The organism is Gimesia chilikensis (assembly GCF_008329715.1).
GTDB classification, from domain to species: Bacteria; Planctomycetota; Planctomycetia; order Planctomycetales; family Planctomycetaceae; genus Gimesia; species Gimesia chilikensis.
Genome location: NZ_VTSR01000018.1, coordinates 60,953 through 75,711 on the forward strand (window position 1 = coordinate 60,953; position 14,759 = coordinate 75,711).

At 53.8% G+C, this 14,759-nt stretch carries 17 protein-coding genes; 8 read left to right on the top strand and 9 right to left on the bottom strand.

The features are described from left to right. Positions 1 to 2: 2 nt before the first annotated feature. Positions 3 to 1,475 carry a M81 family metallopeptidase gene (locus tag FYZ48_RS21455; RefSeq protein ID WP_149344173.1) on the bottom strand — a complete coding sequence of 491 codons (1,473 nt, stop codon included), beginning with the start codon at positions 1,473 to 1,475 and terminating at the stop codon, positions 3 to 5. Positions 1,476 to 1,632: 157 nt separating this feature from the next. Between FYZ48_RS21455 and FYZ48_RS21460 the strand changes: the two genes are divergently transcribed. Together FYZ48_RS21460 and FYZ48_RS21465 are read left to right on the top strand one after the other, a co-directional pair. Then, a complete protein-coding gene (locus tag FYZ48_RS21460; protein ID WP_242022730.1) occupies positions 1,633 to 2,391 on the top strand; it encodes an IclR family transcriptional regulator in 759 nt (252 codons plus the stop codon). Positions 2,392 to 2,398: 7 nt separating this feature from the next. Further along, entirely contained in the window at positions 2,399 to 3,067 is a 669-nt protein-coding gene (locus FYZ48_RS21465) for an RraA family protein (protein ID WP_149344177.1), read from the top strand. Between the two features lie 10 nt (positions 3,068 to 3,077). Here the strand turns inward: FYZ48_RS21465 and FYZ48_RS21470 are convergent, their stop codons facing one another. After that, positions 3,078 to 4,532, bottom strand: coding sequence for a sulfatase-like hydrolase/transferase (locus FYZ48_RS21470; protein WP_149344179.1), 1,455 nt, complete (start codon positions 4,530 to 4,532; stop codon positions 3,078 to 3,080). Between the two features lie 345 nt (positions 4,533 to 4,877). Here FYZ48_RS21470 and FYZ48_RS21475 point away from each other — a divergent pair, with 345 nt between their 5' ends. The 4 genes from FYZ48_RS21475 (at position 4,878) to FYZ48_RS21490 (ending at position 8,128) form a co-directional block, all read left to right on the top strand. After that, entirely contained in the window at positions 4,878 to 6,110 is a 1,233-nt protein-coding gene (locus FYZ48_RS21475) for a hypothetical protein (protein ID WP_149344422.1), read from the top strand. A gap of 68 nt (positions 6,111 to 6,178) precedes the next feature. Next, a complete protein-coding gene (locus tag FYZ48_RS21480; protein WP_149344181.1) occupies positions 6,179 to 7,540 on the top strand; it encodes an NAD(P)/FAD-dependent oxidoreductase in 1,362 nt (453 codons plus the stop codon). A gap of 18 nt (positions 7,541 to 7,558) precedes the next feature. Beyond that, positions 7,559 to 7,822, top strand: a complete 264-nt coding sequence (locus FYZ48_RS21485; protein WP_149344183.1) for a hypothetical protein — start codon at positions 7,559 to 7,561, stop codon at positions 7,820 to 7,822. A 99-nt stretch (positions 7,823 to 7,921) separates the two neighbouring features. Further along, positions 7,922 to 8,128 carry a hypothetical protein gene (locus FYZ48_RS21490; protein WP_149344185.1) on the top strand — a complete coding sequence of 69 codons (207 nt, stop codon included), beginning with the start codon at positions 7,922 to 7,924 and terminating at the stop codon, positions 8,126 to 8,128. A 38-nt stretch (positions 8,129 to 8,166) separates the two neighbouring features. Here FYZ48_RS21490 and FYZ48_RS21495 read toward each other — a convergent pair whose 3' ends face one another. Together FYZ48_RS21495 and FYZ48_RS21500 are read right to left on the bottom strand one after the other, a co-directional pair. Then, a complete protein-coding gene (locus FYZ48_RS21495; RefSeq protein WP_198422254.1) occupies positions 8,167 to 9,591 on the bottom strand; it encodes a mechanosensitive ion channel family protein in 1,425 nt (474 codons plus the stop codon). Positions 9,592 to 9,818: 227 nt separating this feature from the next. Continuing rightward, entirely contained in the window at positions 9,819 to 10,298 is a 480-nt protein-coding gene (locus FYZ48_RS21500) for a hypothetical protein (protein WP_149344187.1), read from the bottom strand. Between the two features lie 225 nt (positions 10,299 to 10,523). On the opposite strand from FYZ48_RS21500, the gene FYZ48_RS21505 reads away from it, so the two are divergent. Further along, complete coding sequence (locus FYZ48_RS21505) at positions 10,524 to 10,970, top strand: hypothetical protein (RefSeq protein WP_149344189.1); 447 nt, start codon at positions 10,524 to 10,526, stop codon at positions 10,968 to 10,970. A 19-nt stretch (positions 10,971 to 10,989) separates the two neighbouring features. Here FYZ48_RS21505 and FYZ48_RS21510 read toward each other — a convergent pair whose 3' ends face one another. From FYZ48_RS21510 to FYZ48_RS21525, 4 genes are all read right to left on the bottom strand, one after another. Then, a complete protein-coding gene (locus tag FYZ48_RS21510; protein WP_149344191.1) occupies positions 10,990 to 11,472 on the bottom strand; it encodes a DUF6368 family protein in 483 nt (160 codons plus the stop codon). Positions 11,473 to 11,562: 90 nt separating this feature from the next. Next, on the bottom strand, positions 11,563 to 12,372 hold the full coding sequence (locus tag FYZ48_RS21515; RefSeq protein WP_149344193.1) for an oxidoreductase: 810 nt from the start codon (positions 12,370 to 12,372) through the stop codon (positions 11,563 to 11,565). A gap of 70 nt (positions 12,373 to 12,442) precedes the next feature. Further along, positions 12,443 to 12,829 carry a hypothetical protein gene (locus FYZ48_RS21520; RefSeq protein ID WP_149344195.1) on the bottom strand — a complete coding sequence of 129 codons (387 nt, stop codon included), beginning with the start codon at positions 12,827 to 12,829 and terminating at the stop codon, positions 12,443 to 12,445. 107 nt (positions 12,830 to 12,936) lie between these two features. Then, positions 12,937 to 13,413, bottom strand: a complete 477-nt coding sequence (locus FYZ48_RS21525; RefSeq protein WP_149344197.1) for a hypothetical protein — start codon at positions 13,411 to 13,413, stop codon at positions 12,937 to 12,939. 323 nt (positions 13,414 to 13,736) lie between these two features. Between FYZ48_RS21525 and FYZ48_RS21530 the strand changes: the two genes are divergently transcribed. Continuing rightward, positions 13,737 to 14,165, top strand: a complete 429-nt coding sequence (locus FYZ48_RS21530) for a hypothetical protein (protein WP_149344199.1) — start codon at positions 13,737 to 13,739, stop codon at positions 14,163 to 14,165. Here FYZ48_RS21530 and FYZ48_RS21535 read toward each other — a convergent pair. Continuing rightward, positions 14,162 to 14,653, bottom strand: a complete 492-nt coding sequence (locus FYZ48_RS21535; protein ID WP_149344201.1) for a hypothetical protein — start codon at positions 14,651 to 14,653, stop codon at positions 14,162 to 14,164. The genes FYZ48_RS21530 and FYZ48_RS21535 overlap by 4 nt on opposite strands. Between the last annotated feature and the right edge of the window lie 106 nt (positions 14,654 to 14,759).

Genomic DNA, 14,759 nt, shown 5'->3' on the forward strand with positions numbered 1-14,759 from the left:
GGTTAATTGATCGGTTCAAACGGGAACAAAGGCTTGCGGCGGTACTGATAGTCGAAGTGTTCCATGTCCGCAGAGGTTACGCCTGGCGTATTGACGCGAATCAGGTTCGGGCAGACCGGACGATAAGCGGCCAGCGGAGCCTGGACACCCTTGGCGACCAGAATCTGGTAGTCGCCCGGATGGATATTGCAGGACGTTAACTGCCCCAGGCTGAACGGAGGCGTGCGGTGACTGTTGAGCATGATCGTCAAGCCGAAGTCGGTCTGGACCACGGCCGTCGGTCCCATATGAAATTCGGTTTTGCCTCCGTGCCTGACTTCCGCTTCCGTGAAGTCTCCATCATGCACACTGATGACAGTGACATTCGCTACCAGGGGCTCACCATGCAGGTCATCTGTTTTTCCTCCCATCGCCAGCTCGGGGAGATGAATTCCGGGTCCGGCTGCAATCGCCGCTTGTGCCGCCTCGGGATCGTACAGACAGGCGAAGCTGGTTGGACCCCGACGGGCTTTAATCGCATGCAGAATCGTGGTCCCGTCTGCCGGCGAACCGCCGCCGATGTTATCGCCCATATCCAGGAAACAGACCGGCCCCTCCATCTGCTCTGCCTGGTCGAGTGCGTCTTCGATGCCAATCAGATGCGCTTTGAATTCATCGCGGCGGTTGATCAGCGTCTGTCCCAGTTCGTCGGCCAGTTCCCGGGCCTGAGTGGGGTTGTCGTCGGTCACAACGATGAAGCCCGAGCCCATCTCTTCGACATCCGCGTAAGGAAAACCCAGGATAATACTGTTCGAGAGCACGCCGGGCGTCTCCAGCATTTTGTTGGCGACATAATACAGCGAGTCACAGGGTTCAGAGGAGGTATGCTGGCGTTCGATGTTAATCGCGACCGGCACAAAACAGGCTGCCTGCGTTGGTTTAACCTCCCCTTTCAGAGTCCGGTCCATGAGCCGTGCCGCTTCAATTCCCCGGTCCTTCTGATCGATATGCGGATTTGTCCGGTAAACGATCGTCGCATTACAGGCATCAATCATCTTCTGGGAAACATTCGCATGTGCATCCAGCGTACAGATGATGGGAAGATCCGGACCGACGGCATCCCGAACCAGCGAGAGCCAGTACCCATCCAGATCACGTTCACTCTCACTCACGCCTGCACCATGCGGCGCGACCAGCAGACCATCCAGCGGTCCTGCCTCTTTCAGCGCCGCGAGCATCTGGTTGATCAGTGTGTCGACGGTTTCCGCTGTGATCGTTCCTCCCGGCAAGGCCCGGGCCACAAAGATCGGCACCGCTTCCAGTTCCGTCTCCGCCAGCCCCGCGAAGAAGCCACCGATTTCATGGGCCGAACTTTTAAAGATCGGATAGATCTCGTCGCCCGTCGCCAGAACATCGTATTCGAAATCGGGCAGAGTGGTCGCGGTCCGGATGAACGTATTTGATTCGTGCTGTAAGGCCAGGATTCCGACACGCATCTCAGTTTCCTCCAGATCACATTAGTGAAACTCAATAAAAATTTCATGCCGTATCTTAAAATGGAACGACTCATTCACTATAATGAAACGCAGTGGGGGATGCAAGCCGTTCCCTCTAACCAGGTCAGTGTACTCCAGAGATGAGACGCCATTCAATATGCCTGCCACTAAAGAAGCCTCTTCGCTGGGTAAAGCATTTCAGGTTCTCGAAGTTTTAGCGACCGCCGCCGGACCTCGCGCGCTCTTGGAAATCGTGCAGGATCTGGGGCTGCATAAACCGACCGTGCACCGCATCCTCGGCGAACTCGTTGACCTGGGATATGTGAGTCGCGTCGAAAAAGGCGTCTATGAAATCACCCCCAAACTCAGAAGGCTCGCCTCCGGCGAACTGGAAGATCGACTGATCGAAATCGCGGACCCCTGTCTGCGGGAGCTGCATACGGAGACGGGAGAGACCGTTAACCTGGGGGTCCTGCGGGGCGCCAACGTTCGCTACCTGCGGGTGCTGGAAAGCACACATCCCCTGAGGCGAATTGTGGAACCGGACAGCGTCGATCCCTTTTATTCGACTTCTCTCGGGCGCGCGATCACTCTACAACTCACCGATGCGGAATGGGAAACGCTGATTAACCGCACCCGTCTGCTGGCACGAACCACAGAAACCGTGACCGATGTCAAACAGCTCCGCAAAATTCATCAGCAGGCCCAGCAGGACGGTTACTCCGTCGAGCAGGATCAGAACGATGTCGGCGTAACCTGTATCGGTGCCCCCGTCTATCAGCAGGAAAACATCGTCGCCGCCATCAGTCTCAGCGTTCCTACCGCCCGTGCAGATACGAAGGCCTTAAAGCGTTTCATTAAAGCCGTACTGCGAACGGCCGAACAGATTTCTCAAAAACTCGATTTCAACAGATGAGCACACCATGAATGATCCGACCCCTGAAACAATCACGCTGGATATGATGCGGGAATCCCTCTATTCGGCCATCGTCTGTGATGCCCTGGATTCCATCGGCCTGACCAACCAGTCTCCACGCAAGGAACTTTTTCCGATGACGGTTGAGGATGTCGTCGTGGGCCGCTGCAAAACCAGCCTCTGGGCCGACATGTACCATGCGGATCCCAGCCCTTACGAACTGGAACTCAAAGGTGTCGACTCCATTAACGCGGATGAAATCTTCATCGCCGCGGCCAGCGGTTCGATGCGGTCGGGCATCTGGGGCGAACTCCTCTCCACCGCCGTGAAACACCGGGGCTGCTGCGGAGCGATCATTGATGGCGCCGTCCGCGATGTCCGTCAGATGCGGGAAATGTCCTTCCCCGTGTGGGCCGTCGGCACATCCCCTTATGACAGTAAAGACCGTCAGCGGATTATTGACCTCGACATTCCGGTCGAGATCGGCGGCGTGGTCTTCTCCCCCGGTGACCTGGTGATCGCCGACGTGGATGGCATTGTGGTCGTCCCTCAGGAAGTCGAAGACAAAGTCATTCGTCTCGCCTGGCAGAAGGTACACGAAGAAAACACGTTCCGTGACAGCATCAAGGCCGGCATGTCCGCCACCGAAGCCTTCGCCAAATACGGCATACTTTGAACGACGACCGTTACGATTCCGGATTCCACCACTGGTTCAGCAGCTCGCGTAATGTTTGCTGCGGGACTTTGAATTGGGGATCGTCGATCAGGTTATTGGTTTCAGCCGGATCTTTGACCACATCATACAGCACATCTCCATTGGTATAATTATTCCAGGTTTTGCCTTGTGCGTTCGCGTTGTGTGACGTGATGAGCTTGAGATTTCCCTGTCGCACCCAGCGATGGGCGACATCCCGTTCCGGATGTTTGAGGGAACTCGCATCGCCTGGAAAAATCGCCCCATACACGGCGCGGTCAGCTGGTAATGCTGCTTTGCCTTCCGCAGCCGGTAACAGGTTTACGCCGGGCAGTCGCTGTGCATCTTTTTTAAGGCCGGCCGCGTTGAGCAAGGTCGGCACCACATCGATGCTGCTGACCAGTTCTGTGAGTGTCGCAGGCTGGGTCACGCCATCCCAGCGGATCAGGATCGGCGAGCGCAGTCCGTCTTCAAACGGAGATCGTTTGCTGGCTTTCGTGTGATGATAATTTTCTCGTGGCTGCATTGGTCGCTCACCTGGTGTCCAGCCGTTGTCGATCACGAACAGAAACAACGTGTTTTTAACGTCCGCTTCTTTTTCGACGAAGTGGACTAAATCTCCGACTGTATCATCGAACTCCGTGCAGCTGGCATAATAGGCGATTTCGTTTTTCTTCACGCCCGGTTGATCGCGATAAAGATCGAAATACTTCTGAGGGGAATCGTGGGGCTGATGCGGCAGGTACGGGGCGTACCAGACCAGCCAGGGGGTGGAGTCTTTTTCGCAGTCTTTCACGAAATCATAGATTGGCTGCATCGTCTCGCGACCGATCTTGAGGCCCCAGTCTCCATTACCGTGAGCCGCAAGGGTGCCGTTCGCCAGCTTGCGATTCCCGCCAAAGGTCTGTCCCGGGACCGGTTCAAAAATCGTCATCCCCTCCGTAAACCCGGCATTGCGGTAATGGCCTTCCCAGAACTTCCCGGTCTGCAGGCAACGATAGCCGTGGGCCGCGAGCAGTCGCGGCAGTGTATCGACGGATTGAATCAGTTTAAAGGCCCGACTGCGGATCTGTTCGTATTCCTCCCGGGAGGTCATCGCGTTAAAGGCACGATTGCCCGGTGGAGGATGATTGTAATGAATGCCGCTCTGATGCGGGTAGAGGCCGGTCAGCAATGTCGCCAGCGAGGGGCTGCAGACGCTCGTGGGTAGATAGCCGTTGACAAACCGGGCCGACTGGGCTGCCAGCTGGTCAATCTGGGGCGTTTTGATCTGCCTGTTTCCCATGAACCCGAAATCGCGATAGGTCTGATCGTCGGAAATGATCATCACAATATTCGGGCGTCGGGAGTCTTCCGCCAGCGATGTCCGGCAGCAAGTGAAGCCGCCGAGCGTCACCAGCAGGCAGTACAGGAATGCCTGAATTCTCAATTCAATCAAACGTGGCATGGTTCTCAAATCCCCCTACACCTCAAACGCATGAATTGCTACAGTAAGCCCAGCATAGTCGCTGAGTCGACGTCTGTCATTCCGGATTTGCGTTTCTGGTTTCTGCTTTAGCATCCGTATCCCGGAACTCGGCCTCTGTGAAGAATCCAATAATTAAGAACGGACCCGAAAAGTTAAGAAAACAGCGATTACAAATCGAATCGGACAGGGTAACATAGCATCTGCCATGGAAGAATGTCCCGGGCTGACACATTCCCTCCCTGGTTCTTTTCTCCCGTTCAGTTCAGGAAGATAACCACGCATTTCAGGTTTCAGAAAAGGAAAGCATCCGTGAGCATTGATCCCATGACCTATCAGCCGGGTGGCGATAAAAAGAATTCTGAGTTTTTCGAAGAATACCGGATGAAAATCTTCGAACGCCGCAAATCCAGCGGGATCGAAGATCTGCTCGGAACGATGCGGGGGATCGTCCTGCAGGTCGAAACCGGAGAAGTGCTGCCTTACCTGCATGAGCTTTACCTGATGGGGCCCTACCGTTTTTCCGCGGCCTTCAAGAATAATACACACAACGTCTACGTGCTCACCTCGCACCCCGATTACCCGCGGCTGTTCGTTCTGGAGCCACGTGACAAGGATTACGCCGACGAAATCACCATGTTCAATCGGCTGTATCCGCTCTCCAGCAAAAAGCCCAATGCCCGCTACATCGGCGAGATCTTCAGTACTAAAGATGTGAACGAAACGCGGAGCACGCTCGAATCGCACAGCGTCCGTTTCAATTATCATCATGAAACCAGGAATCCGTTCTTCACTGACGCGCATTTCGTCTTCACTTTCCCTTCCGATTTTACCTGTAACCGGGTCGGTTATACGCAGGAGAACATCGACGATTACGACGTGCTCCAACTGGGAACCCCCTTCGAACTCGAACCTGAAGTGATGGATTCGCTGAACCAGGTACTCGCCTTCGGTGAAGCCCATAAGCTGAATAAGCTGGTTCTGGGGGTCGATCACCTGGCAACCCGTATTCTGGCTGGCGAGCGGGAAGATGCCATCCTCGAATTTCTGACAATGTCCAATCACTACTTCTGGGGGGCATACAATATTTCGGAGATGAACTCGTCTACGAACGTGACCCGGAATGGCTACGTCGACAACGATAAAAAGTCACCTGCCAAGGTCTTCACGGCTAACAACACGCCTTCCTTTGTGAATTCGTTCGAAAATCTGCCGATGCCTACTGAAGATTTCGTACGCAATTACGGACGTCGTCTGCACCATGTGGCGTACGAAGTACTCGACGGCGATCACAAGTCTGGTGAGAAAAACGTGGATTACGTCGTCCAGACTCTCAAGGACAAAGGCATTCCCTTCCTGGCACACGTGGTCGGGGAATGTCTGGATGAACCCAACCTGAAGCAGATTTTCTCCAAGCATTCCCAGTATTCGATTCTGATTACCGAATACGTGGAACGCTGCCACGCCTATGAGGGCTTCTTCACCAAGTCCAACGTGGCTGCGTTGACCGAAGCGGCAGGCAAGGACGAGCGCTACGATCACGGGCACGTCTTCGACTGACAGACGCTCCGCCCTGACGTCCCCCGGAATTCTGCGCTGCTCTACTCACACCAGGAATTGAGAACTCTATGAATCAGACTTCTAAGGAACTGCCACGGCTGGTCATCATTGGCGGAGGCTTCGCGGGCATCAACGTCGCCAAGGCATTCAAAAATGTCGCGGTAGAGATTGATCTGATCGACAAACGGAATTACCACCTGTTTCAGCCTCTGCTGTACCAGGTGGCAACCGGAGAGCTCGATCCAGCGAATATCGCCGCGCCGATCCGCAAGATCCTCTGGAAACAGAAGAACGTGCACGTGGCCCTGGGCAAAGTCACCAACATTGACTTCGATAAAAAGCTCGTGCAGTTTGACGGGGGCGAAATGGACTACGATTACCTGGTCATCGCCACCGGTGCCCAGCAGTCCTACTTCGGACATGACGAATATCGCGTGCACGCGCCCGGTCTCAAAACGATTGACGATGCCCTGGAAATCCGCCGCCGCCTCTTCCTCGCTTTCGAAGAAGCGGAATGGGAGGCCGACGAAGAGTCCCGCCGCAAAAAACTGACCTTCGTCATCGTGGGAGGCGGACCTACGGGCGTCGAACTGGCAGGCGCCGTGAAAGAAGTCGCTACTGAAACGCTGCCCAAGGAATTCCGCAATGTCCACTGTGACATGGCCCGCGTGATTCTCGTCGATGGCGGGGAACGTCTTGTGGGCCCTATGCCTGAAGATCTGGGCAAGAAAGCCCAGGAAGTGCTCGAAAAAATGGGCGTCGAAATCCACCTGCAGGTGCACGTGAACGAAGTCACTTCGGAAGGAGTCGTCATCGGCGATGAGACCATTCCCGCAGAGAACGTCTTCTGGGCGGCGGGCGTCCAGGGACAAGACCTGGCTAAAGAACTGGATGTCGAAACCGATCGCGGCAGTCGGATTGTCGTCAATCCGGACATGTCAATCCCCGGCCATCCCGAAGTCTTCGTCGTGGGGGATGCTGCCCATGCGACCGACGCCAAAACTGGAAAGCCGGTCCCCGGCGTCGCCCAGGGAGCGATCCAGACGGGCCGCTTTGTTGCCGAGATCATCAAGCAGGAACTCCAGGGCAATCCGCCTAAAGAACGTCCCGCATTCAGCTATTACGACAAAGGTTCCATGGCGATGATCGGCCGGGGGAACGCGATCGCTGCGATTGGCAAGGTGCATTACAGCGGCATCCTGGGCTGGATCTCCTGGAACATTCTGCATGTGATGTTCCTCGTCGGGTTCCGTAATCGTTTCAAAGTCATGCTGGACTGGCTCTGGAACTACATCTGGAAGACCCGCCGCTCACGACTGATTACCGGCGATCCCCAGGTCCATATCAAACGCCTGTACTCGGAACGACAGAAACGCGAAGAAGAAAAACGCCGCCGGCTGCTGCATCGTCATAAGGACGAGGAGCAGTAAACCTACAAGGGAACTTCCGTGAATTACCTGATGGCACTCGTCGTGGCCGGCCTGTTGATCCTGGGAATGTTCCTGTTTCGCTGGGTGGTCAGACATGCATTTCGACAGGAACTGCAGCAGCGCGGTGGAGACCTCTCACGGGAACAGAACTATGGGATGGAAGTTCCTTCCGGCGTCCTCATCTGGTTGAGTCTGACAGACTTCCTGTATGTCTTTCGAATTCCGATTTCCCTGCTGATCCTGGTGTGCGCACTCGGCTGCGCCTGGTATTGTGGAAATTGATGAAACCAGTTGAAATTAATTTCACTGGAGTGAAGACAGAGTTAAAGTAACTCTGCCTGCAAACACGTCACGAATATTTGAACCTGAGGAGAGACAATCATGGAAAATTCAAATCAGGAAACTGAAATCGGTCAAAAAGCAGTTGCCACCGCAGGCCTGGTTTACTTTGGATCAATTACTACCGGATTTCTGGGGATAGTGGGGGCTGTAATCGCGATTGCTAATAACCAGAGTGCCGGTGGATTACACCTGCTGGCCTCCGCATTTGCCTTTGGTCTTCTGGCCAATGCACTGTATCGGCATTAACCCCCCCTTGGCCTGCGGTCGGGTTACTCTATATCCTGCTAAGGCGTATCCGCCAGCAGATCGGTTGAGTCTTCTTCCGGATCGCGGGCCTGTTGGCTCTGGCGTTTGATGTCGTTGTATTCGTTGGTCAGTTCCCCTTCCGCCTCCGATACCGTCTCTTCGTCCATCAGATTGACGGGCCGCGATCGGGCAGGCAGCCGCGCGGGAGCCGGCTCCATGGGGAGGCCCTGTTCCGCCTCCTGCATCTGAACTGGTACTCCCTGCGGGAAGATGACTTCGCGGGCGTCGTCGGGCATCGAGAATCCCTGTTCTTCAAACGCCGTCTTGACCTGACGCATTAACGCGGAATTGACTTTGAGCACGCTGTGCTTATGTCCGTCGATCCAGTAATACAGGCGCAGATTGACGGTCGAGGCGGCCAGGTTCTCGACCAGCACTAGAGGCTCGGGATCATCAAGCACAGCCGGGTGCTGTCCCAGCGTCGTTTTCGCGAGTGTCTGCGCCTCGATGAGCGGCACGTCGTAACCTACGCCGATGAGGAAGTCGAGCCGGACCTTGGGATTCGAGGTGAAGTTCTCAATCTTGCTCTTGTAAATGATCGAGTTCGGAATCTGAACGTGATTGCCCTCCAGTGTCATCAGCAGGGTACCGCGGGTATTGACCCGTTGAACAAAGCCTTCAACCCCTTCGACCTCGATCAGATCACCATAGCGAAACGGATTCTGCATGCTGATCAGAATACTGGCCAGGAAGTTTTCTGCAATGTCCCGGAAGGCGATCCCGATGATTAATCCAATCAGCCCGGTCCCACCAATCACGGTAGTCGCCAGTCGCGTCAGACCGGAAATCTGCAGCACCAGGTAGATGCCGAACAGCAGGACCATCAACAGCAGTCCTTTGCGCAATACCCCTTTCAACAGCTTGTTGTCTACGCGGCTCAGAAGCGTCCGATCCGCCACCCAGCCGCAGAGCAGCATACTGAGCCAGGTCAGCAGTAGTATTAACAGTGCCATGATGATGGTCGGAATCGCACGCACTGTGTTCCGCAGTATTTCCCGCATAGGCAGGAATGACGCGCTCATGTCCCACAGGGGCGGCTGTCTGACTTGAATCCGGTTAACTACCGCCACGACATCCTGAGTATTCCGCGCCAGTTCCCCAGCCCAGGTGCGGTACTTTTCATCGTCAGTCGTTCCCGTGAGAAAGGCGACTCCTTCATCGACGTCTACTTCCGGTTCGGTAAACCATTCTGTCGCTTCCAGAATGTGCGTCAGTCGTCGCGAAATATCTGCATCAAGGGCGGCTGGCGTGACATTCACCGCTTTCGGAGCAGGCACCGTCTCTTCGGCTGGTTGCGGTTCCGCGGGCGCTGATTCTGCCGGTTCCTGTTCCTGACCCCTGCTGACCGACGGACCTCCTGCCACCATGCTGAGTATGAGAAAGAACCGAATCAGTGCAGGCATGGAGAACTCCCGTCTATGAAGTGTAGGGGTGATGTCATTTTTGAAGCTGCTCTGCAGAACAGCCTCTCAATATTCAAAGCACATGCCGTACCATTGGCGCTGACTGGTTGCAGGCATTTCAGGCATGATCTACCAGGCAAAGCCGCTGGCTCTCTCTTAACGGCAGGATTAACTGGTCGTTGAACGCGCACCCTGATCGATCGTCAGGCAGGCAAAGGACTGGATTCTCAACCCGGATGAGACTGGGGAGACGCAGCGGTTGCTTCAGAATCAGAGAACCTGAACCAGCGGAAGAGTACAATCAGACAGGCGACCGCCAGCAGTGGTAATGAAAAAAACAAAATATCAGACCAGTCCGTCTGATGCTCCATGACTTTGTGAGTTGGGGGTGACGGCCCAAAGATCAGATCCAGAAAAATCATCGGGAGCAACGAGCACAGAGTCAGGATTCCCAAAGTGCCGACAAAGCGATGTTTTCCGGGTGGAGTATAAGTCGCCCAGGCACTCAGGCCAAAGAAGAGTGCCATACCAGTTACCGTTCCCGCCCCATAGGTGCGCCAGTAATTCAGATCAGCTTCGCGGTCCATTGCGGGGGAATTGTGCCAGAACCAGGAAAACAGGGTATAGCCGCCAATCAGGATGACGGGCAGCAGAGCACCTGTCGCGGTACCAATCACGCCGGCGATGAGCCCCCGTTTGAAGTTCATGATGACCCCTTGAGAAATCAGAATACTTCTCGATCACATCTACAGATTTCATTCTAAAGCCTGTAACCGTGCGACGAAAGCAAAAATAAAGCGAATGCGTTGCGAGTCGTCTATCCAGGAATGATTTGACTGACATCGATACCCGGATAGGATGAAGGGGTGCAGCACAACAGTGGTCGAAAACCAGACCAGGCGAAATCCCTTCCCGGGTAATACGGAGAAAAGATGATGAAACATGCTCTGATAACCTGTGTGATCCTGCTGACTGTCTGTGGTGGGCTTGCTGCTGCAGAGAAAGAGGAACTCTCGGCGATTCGACCTCTGCTCGGTCAGGGATTTGGAAACATCATCGAGATTGAAGGTCGGATGATGTATGAAGAAACAGGGCGTACAAAAGCCTGGCGAAAAAAGAAACGGATGCAGGTTCACAAAGTTGGCGATCAGAAACTAAAGAAGCCGGTCATGATCACGCTCGAAACATTTTCATTCGCGAGGACCCTGCTCCCGGCCAATGGAACTACCGTGCATCTTCGCGGATACGAGATCGGACGCTTTGGCGGAATTCCCGACAAAGCATTTGCTGATATCCCTCAAGTTGCGACAACCGGGTTTCATTTTGAGCATGTGTTTCAGGTCACTAAACTAATCAAGAGTGAGCAGCCCCAGAAGTAGGCTGTTAACTTTCGCCCTGCTATTTGATCATGTGAAAGCCGGGGTGCTGCAGCCAGTATTCCATAAATTCTGCATCTCCCACATGATAGAACTGGTTCAAGCCGTTGTGCTTGTCGTAGTAAATCTCATAAAGCGTTCCGCAGTAGTCAGTCAGCTTTCCCAGCGTCCAGCCAAAATCAATCAGTCCTGAAAGTTCACGGGCAAAGTACAGGCAGAGTTCTCCCAGAATCCGATGATCCTGCTCCGACTTGCACATGGCTGCGAAGCCGATCGAATCCTGCGGGATCCAGCCAATCACTTCCGGAACCGCTTCGTCGATGTAGATCTGGAGTGCATCGTCAGTTTCCGGTCCCTCTGTGTAAAGAAAGGGACGCCCTTCGATCGAGTAGTCGTACTTCCCATGAATCTGAGATGCAATACTCTCCAGATACAGAAAAATGTCGTTCTTTTGCACTTGAGTCAGAGGCTCAGGCAGGATAATGCCTGCAGCGGGACCTGCCATTGGTTTCTCCTGCTATCTGTAAATTGAGATGCACTTGATCATCGAGGAGCAGGACACAGTAACAGGGACGACAGGTTCGTTGGAAAAACTCTACTTCATCTGACTCAATACAACCTTATCGAACAGCTTGTCCGTCAGCAGTCGCTTCACGCGGGGTAATAGTTTGGCATCCATCGTCGTCGCGTAGCGGGTCTTGGGGTTTTTGGCCTCGATCGCTTTGATCACGGCGTTCGCTGTCCCTTCCGGACCCGGGCACTTGGCATACATCCCGCCGGTATATTTACGGAATCCGGAGACCAGAGGTTTGTAGTCTTCCGCGAGATCCAGGCTGTCGAGGGTACCAAAGGCGACTTCGTCGAATTCGGTTTTGACAGCGCCCGGCTCAATGATGACCACGTCAATTCCCAGTGGTTTGACCTCCATCCGCAGCGCATCTGAAAAAGCTTCGACGGCGTGTTTGGTCGAAGCGTACCAGCCCACCACGGCTGTTGAAATCTGGCCGACGACTGACGATGTATTGATGATAGTTCCCGAGCGTTGCTGACGCATCTGGGGAAGTACCGCCTGGATTAAGCGTCCCATACCGAAGACATTGACATCATACTGACGTTGAATCTCTTCCAGGGGGATGTCTTCAATTGTGCCGTACGAACCGTAGCCCGCGTTGTTGAACAGCACATCGATTCGCTGCTGTTCATCCAGAACTCGCCCCACTCCCGCTTTAACGGATTCGTTATCGGTTACATCCATGTGCATCACATGGGCGCCTTTGGCTTCCAGGTCCTGCATCCGCTCGACCCGCCGTGCTGCCGCGTAAACGGTATAGCCTTTTGCCAGCAGTTTCTCAGCAACCAGTTTTCCAAATCCGGCAGAAGCACCGGTGATCAAGACTGTCTTCATACTGTTCTGACTCCGTTCAGTTGAATTGCTTGTTGTGTTAGTCGCCGATCAGTCGCGTTTCGTACACGCTTTATCTCTGCCAGGCCAGTTCGAGGTCACCATCCACAAACCCGATGCCGACCGCGGCTCCGGACTTCAGCTTTTCAGCAGGACTCTGTTCTGTGTTGAGATAATTCTGAACCAGAGACTTCATGCAGGAGAGACACGCCTCCCACTCTGTCCCGGAGGCCTCAAGGGGAATATACAGCATTCGTTGCTCAGGCGTCCAGACCTCATCGCAGGCCCAGTCATCATCTTCAGGATCGAAACTCCCTGTGCCGACCAGGTCGATGCCAAACCTGATCTCCTCATCTCCCGCGGATTCATACAGATTAAAATGGAACGCTGCTACATCATCCGGAATGTCCTCAGCGAGCGCAGCGGTCAGCCAGTTGTTGAAGTCTTCGTTAAAGTCCATGCGGGTGAAACTATCTTTTGAAGGGAGGCAAACTTAAGAGGGGGACTTTGTGTGATCCCCGATTTACGCGTGATTTTATCGCGATAACATCGAACAACACAATCCGTTTATTCCCGGGAACTCGTATCGTCAGAAGCGAGTCGTTCTGCCTGCTGTTGTCGCCAGCGGGCCTGGTAGATAAAGTGCTCGATCTGAAAAGCCTCATAGAGTCCCGCGCGCAGCAGGTCAAATCGTTCCGAGTTCAAAGTCGTCTGTCTGGGATCATGATACGAGGGATAAGCGTTCTCGCCAGCGGTGTTACAGACACGATCATGTAATTTTGCCTTGAACCACCAGTGGCCGCCGTCCATCACGGCCATTTGTACGTCCTGCGGATGATAGTCGTCCCGCCAGTTACAGGTATCCAGCAGATCCAGGACAGCGACGAAGCGTTCCGTCTGCCCGTCAGAGGCGGGAATGCGACCTTCAATCAGCCCCGCAAATTCCCGGGTCCCGCGATAGCGCAGTTCTCCCTCTTTCAGACGCCAGGAATATTGGCCGCCCAGTTCCAGAGAGAATCCCAGTTCAAAACAGGGGTCGATCATGATCAGTGTTTTCTAAACTCTCGTTGAAGGATAGAACCAGCAGTTTATCCAGAGTAGGAAAAGGTTGCACAGGAAGATACACACAATCTTATTTTGACCTGAGTCATACAAAAGCGAAATGCCTTTATGAGATTATTGTTCCTGCAGTGATTTACTTCAGTGCCTGCTAACTCACTGGTTCATCTGCATTTAATAATTGGCTAATACTTCTCGAGGCATGCTCTTCGATAAAAACATGACATTCTCCTTGAATGAGCAGGCTGATGAGTTAGGATCACAAACGTGATTCTTGAAAGCAGGCACGTTCTTTCTGGAGAATGATGATGGATAGAATCGCCTTAAGTCTCATCGCTGTTCTACTGATTGGTTTCGCTGTTCTGCTGGTAACCCCTCAGGATCAGAAATCAACCAGCACGCAGACCGTGAAACTCCAGCGGCATACGATCGAGCTGGAACGAGTGGAAAATGTACGCGTCACGCCGAACGGGACCCTGCGCTTTTCGCACAACAACGGAAACCACCTCCAGCAGACCCAGTACTTCATCAATCTCTACGCTGGCAATGTGACAGTAATCCAGGATGCTGAGTTCGCCCGGGATCGAATTCAACTCACCGATACCCTTGTCGGCGGTCTGCAGATTACCCTGTCCCGTTCTCACACACTGGAGCTGGATTACCTCGAAGCGCCGTACGAGGCCCCGGTTCATAATTTTAGTGAATTGTTTTCAGAAGTGTCTGCTCACAGCCATTAAGTGCCATCCTTTTTGTGCTGCCTGTTTTGCCGGTGGAGTGCATCCAGGATGCCCTCTTTCCAGAATTCTCTCGGCTCTTTTGACGCCAGTCCCGGATAGGTCCGTTTCATAATCGAAAGCACTTGATCTGCTACTGGATCGAAAAAGGCCCATCCACCATCGTGTGGTTCCAGTACATTCCAGTGAGACAAGGGAACATCGATCAGGAGCTTCACCATTCCAGAACTGGATTCGAGGCTGAAAATGGCACTGTCTTCCGGGAGCCCTCTCTTTCTGCAGCGATGCCATGAATTCGGATCGAGCAGAAGCTGACATAGTAATTCCAGATCATCCGCAATGAGCTTACGCGGTTCCGTAATCTCGATCCATCTGTGTTGCTCCCGGAGCTCATCGGGTGTTTCAGGATCAAGCAGCGTACACATCCCGCTGTTGACATTGCGCAGGCGTTTGATGGTCTCTTGTGTCAGAAATTCCTTGATGTCTGGCATAGATATTTGTCTCTGAACAGGCTCGCTCCGTAAATCCGGGCAATGTTTCTTTTAATGCAGATATCACAGCTGCGAACTTTTCTCGCCGCGGAACTGTCATCTGGTT

Bases quoted from the DNA above. Each gene is read 5' to 3' on its own strand.
- FYZ48_RS21455 (WP_149344173.1), bottom strand. From the start codon at position 1,475: ATGCGTGTCGGAATCCTGGCCTTACAGCACGAATCAAATACGTTCATC.
- FYZ48_RS21460 (WP_242022730.1), top strand. From the start codon at position 1,633: ATGCCTGCCACTAAAGAAGCCTCTTCGCTGGGTAAAGCATTTCAGGTT.
- FYZ48_RS21465 (WP_149344177.1), top strand. From the start codon at position 2,399: ATGAATGATCCGACCCCTGAAACAATCACGCTGGATATGATGCGGGAA.
- FYZ48_RS21470 (WP_149344179.1), bottom strand. From the start codon at position 4,532: ATGCCACGTTTGATTGAATTGAGAATTCAGGCATTCCTGTACTGCCTG.
- FYZ48_RS21475 (WP_149344422.1), top strand. From the start codon at position 4,878: ATGACCTATCAGCCGGGTGGCGATAAAAAGAATTCTGAGTTTTTCGAA.
- FYZ48_RS21480 (WP_149344181.1), top strand. From the start codon at position 6,179: ATGAATCAGACTTCTAAGGAACTGCCACGGCTGGTCATCATTGGCGGA.
- FYZ48_RS21490 (WP_149344185.1), top strand. From the start codon at position 7,922: ATGGAAAATTCAAATCAGGAAACTGAAATCGGTCAAAAAGCAGTTGCC.
- FYZ48_RS21495 (WP_198422254.1), bottom strand. From the start codon at position 9,591: ATGCCTGCACTGATTCGGTTCTTTCTCATACTCAGCATGGTGGCAGGA.
- FYZ48_RS21500 (WP_149344187.1), bottom strand. From the start codon at position 10,298: ATGAACTTCAAACGGGGGCTCATCGCCGGCGTGATTGGTACCGCGACA.
- FYZ48_RS21505 (WP_149344189.1), top strand. From the start codon at position 10,524: ATGATGAAACATGCTCTGATAACCTGTGTGATCCTGCTGACTGTCTGT.
- FYZ48_RS21510 (WP_149344191.1), bottom strand. From the start codon at position 11,472: ATGGCAGGTCCCGCTGCAGGCATTATCCTGCCTGAGCCTCTGACTCAA.
- FYZ48_RS21515 (WP_149344193.1), bottom strand. From the start codon at position 12,372: ATGAAGACAGTCTTGATCACCGGTGCTTCTGCCGGATTTGGAAAACTG.
- FYZ48_RS21520 (WP_149344195.1), bottom strand. From the start codon at position 12,829: ATGGACTTTAACGAAGACTTCAACAACTGGCTGACCGCTGCGCTCGCT.
- FYZ48_RS21525 (WP_149344197.1), bottom strand. From the start codon at position 13,413: ATGATCGACCCCTGTTTTGAACTGGGATTCTCTCTGGAACTGGGCGGC.
- FYZ48_RS21530 (WP_149344199.1), top strand. From the start codon at position 13,737: ATGGATAGAATCGCCTTAAGTCTCATCGCTGTTCTACTGATTGGTTTC.
- FYZ48_RS21535 (WP_149344201.1), bottom strand. From the start codon at position 14,653: ATGCCAGACATCAAGGAATTTCTGACACAAGAGACCATCAAACGCCTG.